Source organism: Comamonas sp. DB36 (assembly GCF_057914905.1).
Genome location: NZ_CP196631.1, coordinates 3596932 through 3611671, shown reverse-complemented (window position 1 = coordinate 3611671; position 14740 = coordinate 3596932). Strand labels below are relative to the sequence as shown.

Genomic DNA, 14740 nt, shown 5'->3' with positions numbered 1-14740 from the left:
AAAAGCACCGCAAAGCGGTGCCTCTGTTGCCATTTAGGCTTGCCATGACAGCTTGCCTGCGGCAGCGTCCGGTCAGCCCGGAACCTTCTTGAGCATCTCCAGGCCGATCTTGCCGGCGGCGATTTCGCGCAGGGCGGTGACCGCCGGTTTGTTCTTGCTTTCGATCTTGGCCGTGTGGCCTTGACTCAGCATGCGGGCGCGGTAGGTTGCGGCCAGAACGAGTTGGAAGCGGTTGGGGATTTGCTCCAGGCAGTCTTCAACGGTGATGCGTGCCATCAGGATACTCCAGGGGAAATTCAGGTGATATTGAGCGACTCGAAGGTATCGGCACGCGCACTTCGCTGGGCCGCATACTTGAGTCGCTGGGCGTGAATGATCGCTTTCAGATCAAAAAGCGCAGTCTCGAACAACTCGTTGATTATAACGAAGTCGAACTTTTGCACCTGGGCCATTTCCTCGGAAGCGTTCTTGAGGCGCAATTCGATGACTTCAGGGCTGTCCTCGCCGCGGTTTTCCAGGCGTGCGCGCAGCTCTTCCCAGCTCGGCGGCAGGATGAAGATCAGCACCGCTTCGGGAAAGGCCTTCTTGACCTGGAGCGCGCCCTGGTAGTCGATCTCGAGCAGCACGTCGGCGCCGCCGGCCAGGCGGTCGGCAAGCGCGCGCTTGGACGTGCCATAGCGCTTGCCGTGGACATTGGCCCATTCGAGGAAGGCCTGGTTGGCGACCATGGCGTCGAATTCCTGCTCGGACGCGAAGAAGTATTCGCGGCCGTGCTTTTCCTGGCCGCGCGGCGCGCGCGTGGTGTGCGAGACCGACGGCGAGACATGGGCGTCGAGCTCGCGCAAGGCCTTGACCAGGCTGGACTTGCCGGCCCCACTGGGGGCGGCGACGACGAAGAGATTTCCGGTATGTTGCATATGCGAATCGGTGCGCCGGGTGGGCGGCGTCTTGCAAAAAGGGCGCTTGCGCGCCCTGTGGAATGGAGGTTTATTCGATGTTTTGCACCTGCTCGCGCATCTGCTCGATCAGGACCTTCATGTCGACACTGATGCGTGTGAGCTCGAGCGCGGCGGACTTCGAGCCCAGCGTGTTGGCTTCGCGGTGCAGCTCCTGGATCAGGAAATCCAGGCGCTTGCCGATTTCGCCGCCCTTCTTGAGCAGGCGCTCGATTTCATCGAGGTGCGAGTCCATGCGCGTGACTTCCTCGGCGACGTCGATGCGGATCGCAAACGCCGTGGCTTCGGTCAGCGCGCGGTCCTGCGCGGCCTCGGGCGCGACCGAACCTTCGGCCAGCGCCATGGCTTCTTTCCAGCGCTCGACAAAACGCGTGCGCTGCTGCTCGACGAGCTGCGGGATCAGGGGCGTGGCGGTGCGGGCGAGCGCGCGCAGCTGCTGCAGCCGGTCGTGCAGCATGTCGGCCAGGCGCTTGCCTTCGCGCGCCCGCGCCTGCACCAGCGCTTCGAGCGCTTCGGCGGCCAGCGCGGGCAGCACGCTGCTCCAATCCTGGCCGCGGTCGCCGTCATTGGCGCCGCACAGGCGCAGCGCATCGGACACGCTCAGCGGCCGCGCGTTGGGCAGCCAGGCCTGGATGGTGTCCTGCGCCGACAACAGGCGCTGCAGAAGATGGGGTGACGGCTGGGGGACAGCGCCGCTGTCTTCGGCTTCGATCGCGGCGCGCACTTCGACCTTGCCGCGCTTGAGGCGCGCGGTGAGCAAGGTGCGCAGCGCGGGCTCGTGCATGCGCAACTCGTCGGGCAGACGGAACGACAGGTCGAGGAAGCGGCTGTTGACCGAACGGATCTCGAGACCGAGTCGCCGGTTGCCCGTAGGCGCCTCAGCACCCTCGGCAGACGCGCCGTGCTGGGCGCTGGCGTATCCGGTCATGCTGTAAACTGACATTGGACTTTTGATGGTTGCTTGCAATCCGTTGATTATCCGGGTTCCGCCCCATTCACGAGGTTTACCCGTAAAAAATGTCTTCCAAGAACAAGCCTGCCCCCCTTGCGTCCGATAGCGTGATAGGGGGATACCGCATTCTGCGGCGCCTGGCTGCCGGGGGATTTGGCGTGGTCTACCTGGCAATGGACGCCACCGGCCAGCAGGTGGCGATCAAGGAGTATCTGCCTGCGTCGCTGGCCTTGCGCGATCCGGGCGAGCGCCTGCCGCGTGTCGTGCCCGAGAAGCTGTCGCTCTATCGGCTGGGTCTCAAGAGCTTTTTCGAGGAAGGGCGGTCGCTGGCCCAGCTGTCGCACCCGTCGGTGGTCAGCGTGCTCAATTTCTTCCGCGAGAACGAGACCGTCTACATGGTCATGAATTATCTCGAAGGTGCGAACCTGCAGGATTTCATTCTCACGGCGCGCAGCGTCAAGACCGACAAGGTGCTGCGCGAATCCTCGATACGTTCGCTGTTCGACGAAGTGCTGCGCGGGCTGCGCATCGTGCACCAGCACAAGATGCTGCACCTCGACATCAAGCCGGCCAACATCTTCATCACCGACGACGACCGCGCCGTGCTGATCGATTTCGGCGCGGCGCGCGAAGTGCTGTCCAAGGAAGGCAGCTTCATCCGGCCCATGTATACGCCGGGCTTTGCCGCGCCCGAGATGTACCGCCGCGGCGAGGCCATGGGGCCGTGGACCGATATCTATGCGATCGGCGCCTGCATGTATGCCTGCATGCAGGGCATGCCGCCTCCTGCCGCGCCCCAGCGCCAGGAGAAGGACCGGCTGGGCCAGGCCTTGTCCAAGCTGCGCGGAATCTACTCCGACAAGCTGATCGAGGTGGTCGAGTGGTGCATGGCGACCGATCCGCTGTCGCGGCCGCAGTCGGTGTTCGCGCTGCAAAAGGAACTCAACCGTGAGGGCGAGCGCCGCCATACGCGCCTGAGCATGGCCGACAAGATGCGCCTGCAGATCGGCGCGCTGGTCAGCGATACGCGCAAGAGCGTGCAGAAAATCAGCGGCGCGCGCGGCACGCCGCCCGCGCCATGAAGTTCTCGGTCTTTCAACTCAGCCGCCGCGGCGGTCGTGAGAGGAACGAAGACCGCATGGGCTATTGCTATACCCGTGACGCCTGCCTGCTCGTGCTGGCCGACGGCATGGGTGGCCATGCCGAAGGCGATGTGGCGGCGCAGCTCGCGCTGCAGCAGTTCTTTGCGCTGTTCGAGGCGCGCGCCACACCGCAGATCGCCGATGTGCCGGCATTTCTGGCCGATGCGCTGCTGCAGGCGCATCAGCAGATCCTGCGTTATGCGCACGAGCGCGGCATGGCCGACGCGCCGCGCACCACGCTGGTCGCGGCGCTGCTGCAGCAGGGACAGGTGCACTGGATCCACTGCGGCGATTCGCGGCTCTACCTGACGCATGGCGGCGCGCTGCTGGCGCGCACGCGCGACCACTCCTATCGCGAGGTCGCCGAACGCTCCGGGCCGGCGCAGGCCGGCAGCGTCAACCGCAACCTGCTGTTCACCTGCCTGGGGTCGCCGTCGCTGCCCATCTATGACCGCGCCGGGCCGAGCCGGCTGGCGCGCGGCGACCGCCTGCTGCTGTGCTCCGACGGCCTGTGGGACCCGATCAGCGAGGCGGAGCTGCTCGCGGGTCTGGCGCGCGATCCAGTATCCCTGTGCGTGCCACGGCTGGTGGAGGCGGCGCTGCAGCGCGCGGGCAGCAACAGCGACAATGTCACCGCGATCGCGCTGGAATGGGAAATGCCCGGACCGCAAAGTCCGCTGGACGGCATTTCCACCGAAACGCTGGACGACGAAATGTTCCAGTCGACGCTTCAGCCCGAAGTGCTCGAAGCGCTGGAAGACGAACTCAGCGACGCTGCCATCGAACGCTCGATCGCCGAAATCAATGCCGCGATCCGCCGCCCCGGTGGGCCGCGGCGCTGAAAACCTTTTTGTCATCGCAGGCGCGCCCGGCGCGGCCCTGCCATTTGCTTCATGAAAATTGTCCTAGCCTCCAACAACCGCGGCAAGCTCGCCGAGCTGCAAGCCATGTTCGCCCCGCTGGGCGTGGAACTCGTCTGCCAGGGTGACCTGTTCGAAGGCGAGGCGCCCGAGCCGCATTGCACCTTTGTCGAGAATGCGCTGAGCAAGGCGCGTTTCGCGGCAGAGCGCACGGGCCTGCCCGCGATCGCCGACGACGCCGGCATGTGCGTCGATCATTTCGGCGGTTTGCCGGGTGTCGATACCGCCTACTACTGCACCCAGTTCGGCTACGAGAAGAGCGACGCCAACAACGTGCGCGCGCTGCTCGAGCAGTTGCAGGGCGTGGAGAATCGCCGCGCGGCCATGGTCAGCACGCTGGTCGGGGTGCGCGGCGCGCGCGATCCCGAGCCGCTGATCGCCGTGGGCCGCGTGCAGGCGCTGATCGCGCCCGAGCCGCGCGGCGCCAACGGCTTCGGCTTCGATCCGGTGCTGTTCCTGCCCGAACTGGGCCTGACGTTTGCCGAGATGGACCCGGCGCTCAAGCATGCGCACAGCCACCGCGGCCTGGCCACAAAGCAGATGCTGGCGCTGGTGCGCGAACGCTGGATGTGACCATGATTCCGATCGAATCCGTGGGCGCGGACAGCGGGCCCGCCGTGCAGCGCGACATCCAGCACTACATGCGCCCGGGCACGCTGCAGCTGGGCAGCCTGCCGCCGCTGTCGCTGTACATCCATCTGCCCTGGTGTCTCAAGAAGTGCCCGTACTGCGATTTCAACTCGCATGAGTGGCGCAATGGCGACGCGCAGACCGGGCTGCCCGAAACGCGCTATATCGACGCGCTGATTGCCGATCTCGAGGCCGCGCTGCCGCTGATCTGGGGGCGCACGGTGCACAGCATCTTCATGGGCGGGGGCACGCCCAGCCTGTTCTCGCCCGCGGCCATAGACCGGCTGATTGCGGCGGTGCGCGCGCGCGTGCGCATGGAGCCCGACTGCGAGATCACGCTCGAGGCCAACCCCGGCACGTTCGAGAAGGACCGTTTTCGCGCCTACCGCGCGGCCGGCGTGACGCGGCTGTCGATAGGCGTGCAGAGCTTCGACGACCGTTTCCTGCGCGCGCTGGGCCGCGTGCACGACGGCGAGCAGGCGCGCGCCGCCGTGGCCGAGGCCGCCGAAGCCTTCGAGACCTTCAATCTCGACATCATGTATGCCTTGCCCGGCCAGACGCTCGACGACCTCGATCGCGATCTGCAGACGGCGCTGTCGTTCAAGCCGCCGCACATCTCGATCTACCACCTGACCATCGAGCCCAACACCTATTTCGCCAAGTTCCCGCCCGCGATTCCCGAGGACGACACGGCCTATGCGATGCTCGACCGCATCAGCGAGACTACGGCGCGCACGGGAATGCAGCGCTACGAGATTTCGGCCTATGCGCAGCCCGGCCATGCGTGCTTCCACAACACCAACTACTGGCAGTTCGGCGACTACCTGGGCATAGGCGCGGGCGCGCACAGCAAGCTGAGCTTCGCCCACCGCGTGGTGCGCCAGGTGCGCTTTCGCGACCCCGCGCGCTACATGGACCAGGCGCTGGCCGGCCATGCGCTGGCCCAGGACAATGAGGTCAAGCGCGCGGAGCTGCCGTTCGAATACATGCTCAACGCGCTGCGCCTGCGCGAAGGCTTCACGCTGCAGCACTACATGGAGCGCACGGGCCTGCCGCTGAGCTCCATCGCCAAGGGGCTGGAGACCGCCGAGCGCAAGGGCCTGATCACGCGGGCCGACGGCCGCGTCACGCCCACGGAGCTGGGGTTTGATTTCCTCAGCGATCTGCAGGAGCTGTTTCTGGCGGATTGAAAGGGCAGGTGCCGCCCCTTCAATCCTTTGAGCGGCCCGAACTCAGGCGGTCAGTTTTCGGTCTGTGACCCCATGCACGGTCGCCAAGGCCGCGGTTTTTCGACCTTGGCGAACGTTTGCCGGCCTGCCCCCTTCAGAAGCTGCTCCAGTCATCGGTGCCGGTCTTGCCGCCGGAGCTCGTAGCCTGTGGCTTGCGGGCGGCGCTGGTTGCCACTTGCAGCCTCTGGCCAAATGCGGGGCGAACAATGTTGGCTGCACGCTGAGGGCCAAGGCGTCTTTCCTGTTGCTGGCTCGATGCAGCGCTGGCGATGTCGACAGAACGCGCGCTTTCATCCAATGAAAACACGGCCACGGCTTGAACCAGTTGTCCCGCCTGTACGCGCAGACTTTGAGCGGCGGCGGCGCTTTCCTCCACCAAGGCGGCATTCTGTTGCGTCACTTGGTCCATCTGCGCGACAGCCATGCCGACCTGGTCAACCCCGGCACTTTGTTCCTTGCTTGCCGAACTGATTTCTCCGACGATGACGCTGACCTGCTGGATGGCATTGACGACTTCTTCCATGGTCTGTCCGGCGCGGTCCACCAAGGCCGTGCCTTGTTCCACCTGACCAACGCTGTTCGAGATAAGTGTCTTGATCGCCTTGGCGGCTTGTGCGCTGCGCTGCGCCAGATTGCGAACTTCGCCAGCGACCACGGCAAAGCCGCGTCCTTGTTCTCCAGCGCGAGCCGCTTCGACGGCAGCGTTCAGAGCCAAGATATTGGTCTGAAATGCGATGCCGTCAATGACGCCGATGATGTCCGAGATCTTCTTGGAGCTGTCATTGATGCCCTTCATGGTGCTGACGACTTCATTGACCACGTCACCACCCTTGGTTGCCACCCCGGACGCGCTCATGGCCAATTCGTTGGCCTGCTGGGCGTTGTTCGCATTGTTGCGTACCGTGGTGCCAAGCTCATCCATCGTGGCCGCAGTCTGTTGCAGCGCGCTGGCTTGTTCTTCGGTGCGCTGGCTGAGATCGGCATTGCCGGTGGCAATTTCGGCAGAGCCCGTGGCGATGGAGTCGGAGACTTCCCGCACCTGGGTCACAATCGCGGCCAGGCTCGATTGCATGGCGCCAAGCGAAGCCAGCACGCTGCCTGCATGCGCCCGGTCCGAGCCTGAGACCGAACTCAGATTGCCATCGGCCACTTTTTGCGCAGCGACGCTGAGGTCGGCAGGCTCTGCGCCAAGAGCGCGCATGAGACGCCGGATGATAAAGACACCTGCGCCTGCAGATGCAATGAATCCGAGTGCGCAGACCAGAAGCAGATAGTTTCGCTCCAGCACAAATTGCGCAGCCGTCTCCTGAATCATTTGCGCAGCGTGTTGCTAGGTGTAGGTGGAATAGGTGGTTGCAGCCTGGGTGAGCGCCGCGAGCAGCGGTCGGCACTCTTCATTCATCTGGAGAGTGGCCTGCTCGTATTGCTTCTTGAGCGCCAGATCGACAATGCGCAGTGCGACCGGAGCATATTGTTGCTCTATGCGCGCCATGTCGGCAATCAAGTCGCGCGCCTTCTGCGGCAGGCCATCAGCAGTGCCCATTTGCTGCAGCTTGGCCATGCGCTCGGTGACGTCACGGTGCGCCTGCAGGACCTCTGCCTTTTCAACGTCCTGGTCTGCCTGTTTGCTCACCAAGACCAGATTGCGCGCTGCGATGGCACGGCGATCGACGGCTGTTCGTACCGCGTCCGCCACGGTGGCGCGGGCATTGACGCCCTGAACGTAATTGACGAAATTCTGGTTCGCATCGCTGATGAATTTGAGGGCAAGGCCTGCCACGAGCAGCAGCAGCAGCGAAAGCGCACCAAAGGCGCAGATCAGTTGGGCCCGGACGGACATGGTCTTGGCTTTCATGGCGCTTTCCTTCGATCGTTTAAGGAGCCAGGCCGGTCATGGCACTGGCAATGAGTTGGTCGATATCCAGGAGTACCAGCGTGCGCGCCTGATCATCCTGCTGAACACTGGCGATTCCGGTGATATGGCGCGAATCGACAGCGCCGCTCAGAGCGGGGGCGGGACGAATGTTGTCGACTTTCAGGTCGAGAACATCCGACACCGAATCCACGACCACACCCAAGGTGCAGCCCGATACCAGATTGACCACCACGGTGACGGTCATGGCGTCAAAGCGCTGGGGCGTATCGAATCGCACCCTGAGGTCGACCACCGGCACGATCTCACCGCGAAGGTTCAACACGCCGGAACTGAAGGCCGAGGCACCGGGCATCCGAAGCGGTGCCTGGTAGCTGCGAATCTCCTGAACGCACAGGATGCTGATGCCGTACTCTTCGGCCCCGACCCGAAAGGTCAGATACTCCTGCGGCACGGCGCAGGCTATGGACTCATGATGGTCTGGACTGATGCGGGTAAGGGCGGTCATTGAGGGCGCTCCGGGGGGTTGCACAGGATCGGGTCTGCGATGGTTGAAATGATAATAGTGAAATTATAAAAATGAAACAATCGTTACAAAAAATGATCAATATGTCTTTTGTGCGTGAATCGCTCAGGTTTTGATGCAAGCCGGCGCATAGCCCTATCCCGGAGAATGTCGGGCAGGTGGGCATGGATTGAACGTGAAGCAAAAGAACGCTTCAGTCCGCAGGTCAAGCCGGGGCGCGCTGCGTCTGTCGTGCCCACGACTGCGGGAGTCCAAGGAAAGATTGACGAGCGCGGTCAGCGCCGGTGCGAGAGGCCCGGCGATCTCGGTGCGATGCGGTTCGAACGAAATTGGCTGGAGGAGCTGCGTAAATCCGCTGCGCGATGATCGGGGCTGGAGCGCTCAGCAGAATCCAGCAAATCGAATATTTGCGGTGGTGTGCAGGCGCGGCCGGCCAGGCGCGGCCGGCAAGGTGCGGCCGGCGCGCAGCCGCTGCAAACAGCACGCCAAGGCAAGGATGTCTCAAGCGTCCCGTTGGATGGTATGCAAGCCTTTCTTGCTGGAGGCTTGCGCTCTGAACGGTCGAGGGCCGATGTCTGACGTCTTGCTGCCTAGGAGACGGTCATGGACGCTGCCGTGATCGCCATCGACATGGCAAAGCAGGTGTTCCAATTGCACTGGCCAGCCGCCGTCGAACCATGAACGGTCTGGCCTCAAGGCAAATGAGCCGGGATCAGCCGCAGCGCACCGCCAGGATGCGCCCCGTGGAATCGACTTCCAGATTCAGGCGCTCGGCGTTGAATTCACGCGTGGTCACCTGGCCCGGATGCAGCACGCGCGCCATGGCTGCGCCCGAGCGCTGGCGTGCCTGTTCGAGGTTCTGCGAAGTGTTGGTGCGGCCGATGAAGCTTTGCGCGGGCTGGGCATTGCAGATCTGCTTGGGCGCGGGCGGCGGCGCGGCGCTGGTGCGGCCGCTGCTCCAGGGAGCGTCCATGCTGCTGCAGCCTGCAAGCAGGGCCAGCGCGATGGCGGAAACGGAAAGGGCGGTGGTGCGCAGCGGCATGGGAATTCCTGTCGAATGATACGGTTGCCTGCACCTTAGCCTAAACCAGGGGCGGCCAACGTCACAGAGCGTAAAACAGGCGCTGCACCTACACCGCATGAACTACAGCAGGTCCATTTCAATGTGCGCGTATTCGCTGAGAAAGCGCAGCTGCGCCCAGTGAACGATCTGGCCCTTGCGGTCACTGGCCCAGCGCAGCGTCTGCAGCAGCGGCGTGCCCAAAGGCACACCCAGATGTGTCTGTATCGGCTCGTCGGCCGCAGCGATGGTCAGGCGCTGGCGCGCCGCGGCCAGGGGGCGTGGGCCGCGCGTCAGCGCCTCGACGATGGACAGCTGGGGCAGCTGCGGCGCAATCCGGGCGTAAAGGCTTTGCTCGACATACATCTGGCTCAGGCAGAACGGCTGGTCGCCGCAGCAGTGCAGGCCCAGCAGGCGCTGGTAGGAGGGCGCGAGTTCGCCTTGCACGGTGGTCAGGCCCGCTGGAATCACGGGCCGGCAATCGGCTTGGCTTTCCAGCGTGCGGTAGCCGGTGTTGCCGTGAAATACCACGAGATCCTTCCAGGTGGAAGGCAGCAGAAACGAGGGCGGGCGGCGCGGCGCGGCCATGACCTGGGTGCCGCCGCGCTTGCGCGTCTTGAGCAGGCCTTCGGCGACCAGACTGCCCAGCGCCATGCGCACCGTGGTGCGCGAAGCGCTGTGCAGCGCTTCGAGCTGTTCCACGGTGGGAATGGAGCTGCCCACAGGCCATTGCCCGGTCACGATCTTGTCGCGAAACAAACCGGCAAGTTGCAGATAGCGCTTTTCCTGAGGCGGGCGCGATCCTGCGGGTGTTTCGGGAAGCATGGTGTGCGTCTTCTGTAAATATTGTGCTGATTCTGGTATTTAAATTACAAAGCAAACCTAGGGGAAACCCAGGTGCCGCGACATGGCCAGGGAGAATTTCGCCAGCAGAATGCCAATGGCGGGCGGAAATGGTCAATTTCCTTGCGTGCCATTAATTTCTTGTAGGACTTTTACACTCTGTCTGAGAGGTCGCGGCTGCGGCTGGTGTCGGCCTGGAATCGGGTCGTGGATGAAGCGGGCGTGGCCCGCGAGCAGGGAGTTGGATGCACAAGCACGCATGGCAGTTTTTCCGTGCCGGAGGGGTGGACCAGGTGGCCATCCGTACCGGAGAAGATATCGCTCGCATCGGCGAGCTGGACCAGACACTGTGGGTGGCGCTGGCCTGCCCCACGCGCGGCATAGAGTTCGACAGCGCTACGCTGGACCTGATTGACCATGACAAGGACGGCCGCATACGCGCGCCCGAACTGGTCGCCGCCTGCGAATGGGCGGTCGCCCAGGTCAACGACCCCGACGTGCTGACCAGCGGCAGCGATGTGCTGCAGCTCGCGAGCCTGCGCACCGACACCGAGGACGGCGCCGCGCTGCGCGCCGAAGCCGAGCGCATCCTGCGCTGGGCGGACCGCGCCGACGCACCCGCGGTCGCGCTCGCCGATGTGCAGCAGCGGCTGGCCGCGCTGCACGCGATGCCGTTCAACGGCGACGGCCTGATCAACCCCAAGACGCTGCCCGACGCGCCCGAGCTCGCCGACCTGGTCAGCCGCATCATGGAGCGCTACGCCAGCACCGAAGGCAGCGACGGCGAGCCTGGCATGGGCCGCGCCGCGCTCGATGCCTTCTTTGCCGACCTGCGCGCGCTCCAGGCCTGGAACGCGCAGTCGGTGGAGCATGCCTGCGTGCTGCCGCAGCGCGAGCAGGCCGTGGCCGCGGCCCAGGCCTTGAACGCCGTGCAGGCGAAGATCGAGGACTTTTTCGCGCGCACGCGGCTGGCGGCGTTCGACGCCACGGCGCTGGTGCCGCTGAGCCCCAGCGCCGAAGGCTATGCCGCGCTGGGCCAGGACCTGCTGAGCAGCGCCAGCGAATCGATCGCCGCGCTGCCGCTGGCGCCCATCGTCGCGGGCGGCGATCTGCCGCTCACGCATGGCATCAACCCGGCCTGGCGCGCGGCCATGCAGGCGTTTCGCCGCTGCGTGGTCGTGCCGCTGCTGGGCCACGACACGCTGATCCTGAGCGCCGCGCAGTGGGATGGCCTGCAGGCCCAGCTCGCGCCTTGCCAGGCATGGTTGGCGAGCTATCCGCAAACGGCGCTGGGCGAGATGCCGCTGACCGAAGTGCAGGCCCTGCTCGAGGACGGCACGGAGCAGCGTCTGCAGCAACTGATAGCGCACGATGAAGAGGAAAGCGCGCACAGCGTGCAGGCGCTGCGGCTCGAGAAGCTGATACGCTTTCAACGCGATCTGCTCAAGCTGCTCAACAACTTCGTCTCGTTCGCCGCGTTCTACCGGCGCGAAGGCGCGGCTTTCCAGGCCGGAACGCTGTACCTCGACGGCCGCAGCTGCGAACTCACGGTCGATGTCGCCGACGCCGCCGCCCATGCCAAGCTCGCGGGCCTGGCCAAGGTCTATCTGGCGTATTGCGACTGCCGGCGCAACGGTGAAAAGCGCAGCATCGTCGCGGCTTTCACGGCCGGCGATGTCGATTTCCTGCTGGTGGGGCGCAACGGCCTGTTCTACGACCGCGAAGGCCGGGACTGGGACGCGACCATCAGCAAGATCATCGAGAACCCGACCAGCATAGGCCAGGCGTTTTCGGCGCCCTACAAGAAGTTCCTGCGCATGATCGAGGAGCAGGTGGCCAAGCGCGCGGCGGCCAAGGACGATGGCGTCACGGCCGGGCTGTCGGCCCAGGCCCAGTCGCTGGCCAGTGCTCCGGCTGCGACGGTGAGCGCGGCCACAGCGCCGGCGGCGCGCAAGACCGATGTGGGCACGGTGGCGGCGATAGGCGTGGCGCTGGGCAGCCTGAGCGCGGTGGCCGTGGGCATCTTCGGCAAGTTCATCGAACTGGGTCCGTGGATTCCGATCGCGCTGCTGGGAATGATCGTCGCGATTTCGGGGCCCAGCATGCTGATCGCCTGGCTCAAGCTGCGCCAGCGCAGCCTCGGGCCGATTCTCGACGCCAGCGGCTGGGCCATCAACGGGCGCATGAACATCAGCCTGCGACTGGGCCGCTCGCTGTCGCAGACCGCCAAGGTGCCGGTGCAGGCCGCGCGCCTGCTGCACGATCCCTATGCGGATTCGCGGTCCTGGGTGTGGTGGGCGGTGGCGGGGCTGCTGGCGCTGTCGCTGGGGGTACTGGCCTGGCGCATGCAATGGATCGATGCCTTGCTGCCTGCGGCGGCGGCACCGGCGGCCGTCGCCACGCCTGCGCCGGCCGCGCCTCAGCCGGCAGCGCCTCAGCCGGCCGCGCCTCAGCCGGCCGCGCCTCAGCCGGCCGCGCCTATCCCTTGAAGCGCAAGGCTTTTTCGATCTTGTTGCGCGGCACGGTGGTCTTGGGCACCTTGAACGGGAACCAGCTGCGCACGTCTTCCTCTACGCCTATGCCGTGCATGTAGTTGTAGATGGCTTTCTTGAGCACCGCGCCCAGCGCGTCGTGGTCCACGCCGCTGGGGTCGTGAAAGCCGATGTCGTTCTTGGCGAACTGCACGTCGGGCATGGGCGTGAGCGTGATGCCGTATTCCTCGGGGTTCAGGCCCACGGGCGAGTGCACGGTGCAGCTGAAGCGGTGAAAGAAGCCGCTCTGTATGCAGCCATGCTCGAACAGCTGGCGCACGTATTCGAGCGCGTCTACGGTGTCCTGCACCGTCTGCGTCGGAAAGCCGTACATCAGGTAGGCATGGACCAGGATGCCGGCGTCGGAGAACGCCTTGGTGACGCGCGCCACCTGGTCGACCGACACACCTTTCTTCATCAGCGCCAGCAGCCGGTCCGACGCGACTTCGAGCCCGCCTGAGACGGCGATGCAGCCGCTGTCGGCGAGCAGATTGCACAGCTCGGGGCTGAACGTCTTCTCGAAGCGGATATTGCCCCACCAGCTGATGTCGGCGCCGCGGTCGAGCAGCTCCTGGGCCAGGGTCTTGAGCGCCTTGGGCGGCGCGGCTTCGTCGACGAAGTGAAAGCCGGTCTGGCCGGTTTCGGCGACGATGGCTTCGATGCGGTCGGCGAGCACTTCGGCGCTCGCGCCTTCGTAGCGGCCTATGTAGTCGAGGCTCACATCGCAGAAGCTGCACTTCTTCCAGTAGCAGCCGTGGGCCACCGTGAGCTTGTTCCAGCGGCCGTCGCTCCACAGCCGGTGCATGGGGTTGAGCATGTCGAGCAGCGACAGGTAGTGGTGCAGCGGCAGGCCATCCCAGGTGGGCGTGCCGACTTCGGCAAACGCCACATCGGCTTCCATCATGTTGGTGTAGCGCACCACGCCTTCCGCATCGCGCTGGTAGGTGCGCACCAGCCGCGAGGCGCCGCGCTGGCCCTGCAGGTGCTCGAGCAGCGCCAGCAGTGGGCGCTCGCCTGCGTCGAGCGTGACGAAGTCGAAGTAGTCGAACACGCGCGGCTCGGTGAGCTCGCGCAGTTCGGTGTTGACGAAGCCGCCGCCGAGCACCAATTTGGTCTGCGGGGCCTGCGCCTTGATGGTCTGGGCGATGCGGAAGGCCGCGTAGACCGAGCCCGGAAACGGCACCGACAGCAGCACCACGCTGGGCTGGTGGCGTTCCAGCATTTCGAGCGTCAGCTGGTGCAGCGCCTCGTCGACCAGCGTCTGCGGCGCGGCCAGCGCCTGGGCCAGTGGATCGAAGCTCGCCTGGCTGCCGGCCAGCGATTCGGCGTAGCGCACGAACTCGAAGCGCTCGTCGGCGGCGTCGCGCAGCACGTCGGCGACATCGTTGAGGTACAGCGTCGCGAGGTGCTTGGCGCGGTCCTGCTGGCCCAGCGCGCCGAAGGCCCAGCCCAGCGGGTCGCCGCTGCCGTCGTCGATATAGCCTTCGAGCGCGTCGAAGCGCGGGCCTTCGGGCAGGTACTGGCGGCTCACGATGCGGTGCGACAGCGTGCTGTCGCGGCCCTGCAGGAAGGTGATCACGCGCGCAATGGTGGCGAGATAGCGGTCGCGCTGGCCCATGAAGGACTGCACGGCCGGGCTGAAAGGCCGGTCGGGGTTTTCCGCATGCTGGGCTTCGATCAGATCAATGACCTGCTGCAGGCCGGCAGGCGACAGCAGGCGCAGCACCAGCGCCAGCGCCAGGTCTTCCTGCACCGCCGGCATGCCGCGCGAACGCAGAAAACCCGTGAGATAGGCCGTCGACGGGTAGGGCGTGTTGAGCTGCGTCATCGGCGGGATGACGGACAGGATGCGCAGCGGTGCGGGCGTTTCAGTGGACATGTGAGGCGTTCGGGCGGGGCAGGGCGCGGGAGGGGAGGGCGCTGGGCGTGCGGCAGGCCCTGGGCCTGATCGTCCGGCATCCGCGCAACACGGCCGGCCTCAGGCAAAGCCCATGAGTATAAAAAGATTGCCTAAGACAGCGCAGGGTGAAGGTCGCTGCGCGGCCGGCGCAGACCGACCATGCCGGCATCGCTCGCAG

General features: G+C 65.3%; 12 protein-coding genes and 1 pseudogene. 5 read left to right on the top strand and 8 right to left on the bottom strand.

The genetic code is table 11. The features are described from left to right. Window positions 1-72: 72 nt before the first annotated feature. From rpoZ to ACSVDO_RS16880, 3 genes are all read right to left on the bottom strand, one after another. Complete coding sequence (rpoZ, locus tag ACSVDO_RS16890) at window positions 73-276, bottom strand: DNA-directed RNA polymerase subunit omega (RefSeq protein ID WP_489593552.1); 204 nt, start codon at window positions 274-276, stop codon at window positions 73-75. A 20-nt stretch (window positions 277-296) separates the two neighbouring features. After that, window positions 297-917 (bottom strand): guanylate kinase, encoded by a 621-nt coding sequence (gene gmk, locus ACSVDO_RS16885; protein WP_332537598.1) that lies wholly within the window; start codon window positions 915-917, stop codon window positions 297-299. A 70-nt stretch (window positions 918-987) separates the two neighbouring features. After that, entirely contained in the window at window positions 988-1884 is an 897-nt protein-coding gene (locus ACSVDO_RS16880) for a YicC/YloC family endoribonuclease (protein WP_332537597.1), read from the bottom strand. Window positions 1885-1973: 89 nt separating this feature from the next. Here ACSVDO_RS16880 and ACSVDO_RS16875 point away from each other — a divergent pair, with 89 nt between their 5' ends. Genes ACSVDO_RS16875 through hemW form a run of 4 tightly spaced genes read left to right on the top strand, consistent with a single transcriptional unit; the run spans window position 1974 to window position 5790 of the window. Next, window positions 1974-2990, top strand: coding sequence for a serine/threonine protein kinase (locus ACSVDO_RS16875; RefSeq protein ID WP_332537596.1), 1017 nt, complete (start codon window positions 1974-1976; stop codon window positions 2988-2990). Further along, window positions 2987-3892: a PP2C family protein-serine/threonine phosphatase gene (locus ACSVDO_RS16870; RefSeq protein ID WP_332537595.1), complete on the top strand. Its 906-nt coding sequence runs from the start codon at window positions 2987-2989 to the stop codon at window positions 3890-3892. The genes ACSVDO_RS16875 and ACSVDO_RS16870 overlap by 4 nt, the downstream gene beginning before the upstream one ends. 51 nt (window positions 3893-3943) lie before the next feature. Then, window positions 3944-4543: a non-canonical purine NTP pyrophosphatase gene (locus ACSVDO_RS16865; protein ID WP_332547747.1), complete on the top strand. Its 600-nt coding sequence runs from the start codon at window positions 3944-3946 to the stop codon at window positions 4541-4543. 2 nt (window positions 4544-4545) lie between these two features. Then, on the top strand, window positions 4546-5790 hold the full coding sequence (gene hemW / locus ACSVDO_RS16860) for a radical SAM family heme chaperone HemW (RefSeq protein ID WP_332681223.1): 1245 nt from the start codon (window positions 4546-4548) through the stop codon (window positions 5788-5790). A gap of 133 nt (window positions 5791-5923) precedes the next feature. On the opposite strand, the pseudogene ACSVDO_RS16855 reads toward hemW, so the two are convergent. The 4 genes and pseudogenes from ACSVDO_RS16855 to ACSVDO_RS16840 all read right to left on the bottom strand — a co-directional run bounded on the left by ACSVDO_RS16855 (window position 5924) and on the right by ACSVDO_RS16840 (window position 10113). After that, window positions 5924-7684: pseudogene (locus ACSVDO_RS16855) on the bottom strand (methyl-accepting chemotaxis protein). A gap of 19 nt (window positions 7685-7703) precedes the next feature. Further along, window positions 7704-8210 (bottom strand): chemotaxis protein CheW, encoded by a 507-nt coding sequence (locus ACSVDO_RS16850; protein ID WP_332547750.1) that lies wholly within the window; start codon window positions 8208-8210, stop codon window positions 7704-7706. A 730-nt stretch (window positions 8211-8940) separates the two neighbouring features. Beyond that, window positions 8941-9270: an I78 family peptidase inhibitor gene (locus ACSVDO_RS16845; protein ID WP_332537590.1), complete on the bottom strand. Its 330-nt coding sequence runs from the start codon at window positions 9268-9270 to the stop codon at window positions 8941-8943. 102 nt (window positions 9271-9372) lie between these two features. Next, on the bottom strand, window positions 9373-10113 hold the full coding sequence (locus tag ACSVDO_RS16840) for a GntR family transcriptional regulator (protein ID WP_332537589.1): 741 nt from the start codon (window positions 10111-10113) through the stop codon (window positions 9373-9375). Between the two features lie 263 nt (window positions 10114-10376). On the opposite strand from ACSVDO_RS16840, the gene ACSVDO_RS16835 reads away from it, so the two are divergent. Further along, the gene (locus ACSVDO_RS16835; protein WP_489593547.1) at window positions 10377-12620 is read left to right on the top strand and encodes a hypothetical protein; all 2244 of its coding nucleotides are present in this window, start codon (window positions 10377-10379) and stop codon (window positions 12618-12620) included. On the opposite strand, the gene ACSVDO_RS16830 is transcribed toward ACSVDO_RS16835, so the two are convergent. Further along, complete coding sequence (locus ACSVDO_RS16830) at window positions 12610-14541, bottom strand: B12-binding domain-containing radical SAM protein (protein WP_489593546.1); 1932 nt, start codon at window positions 14539-14541, stop codon at window positions 12610-12612. The genes ACSVDO_RS16835 and ACSVDO_RS16830 overlap by 11 nt on opposite strands. Between the last annotated feature and the right edge of the window lie 199 nt (window positions 14542-14740).

Excerpts from the sequence above, each read along its gene's own strand:
- ACSVDO_RS16875 (WP_332537596.1), top strand. The coding sequence starts at position 1,974 with ATGTCTTCCAAGAACAAGCCTGCCCCCCTTGCGTCCGATAGCGTGATA.
- rpoZ (WP_489593552.1), bottom strand. The coding sequence starts at position 276 with ATGGCACGCATCACCGTTGAAGACTGCCTGGAGCAAATCCCCAACCGC.
- ACSVDO_RS16880 (WP_332537597.1), bottom strand. The coding sequence starts at position 1,884 with ATGACCGGATACGCCAGCGCCCAGCACGGCGCGTCTGCCGAGGGTGCT.
- hemW (WP_332681223.1), top strand. The coding sequence starts at position 4,546 with ATGATTCCGATCGAATCCGTGGGCGCGGACAGCGGGCCCGCCGTGCAG.
- ACSVDO_RS16830 (WP_489593546.1), bottom strand. The coding sequence starts at position 14,541 with ATGTCCACTGAAACGCCCGCACCGCTGCGCATCCTGTCCGTCATCCCG.
- gmk (WP_332537598.1), bottom strand. The coding sequence starts at position 917 with ATGCAACATACCGGAAATCTCTTCGTCGTCGCCGCCCCCAGTGGGGCC.
- ACSVDO_RS16850 (WP_332547750.1), bottom strand. The coding sequence starts at position 8,210 with ATGACCGCCCTTACCCGCATCAGTCCAGACCATCATGAGTCCATAGCC.
- ACSVDO_RS16845 (WP_332537590.1), bottom strand. The coding sequence starts at position 9,270 with ATGCCGCTGCGCACCACCGCCCTTTCCGTTTCCGCCATCGCGCTGGCC.
- ACSVDO_RS16865 (WP_332547747.1), top strand. The coding sequence starts at position 3,944 with ATGAAAATTGTCCTAGCCTCCAACAACCGCGGCAAGCTCGCCGAGCTG.
- ACSVDO_RS16835 (WP_489593547.1), top strand. The coding sequence starts at position 10,377 with ATGCACAAGCACGCATGGCAGTTTTTCCGTGCCGGAGGGGTGGACCAG.
- ACSVDO_RS16840 (WP_332537589.1), bottom strand. The coding sequence starts at position 10,113 with ATGCTTCCCGAAACACCCGCAGGATCGCGCCCGCCTCAGGAAAAGCGC.
- ACSVDO_RS16870 (WP_332537595.1), top strand. The coding sequence starts at position 2,987 with ATGAAGTTCTCGGTCTTTCAACTCAGCCGCCGCGGCGGTCGTGAGAGG.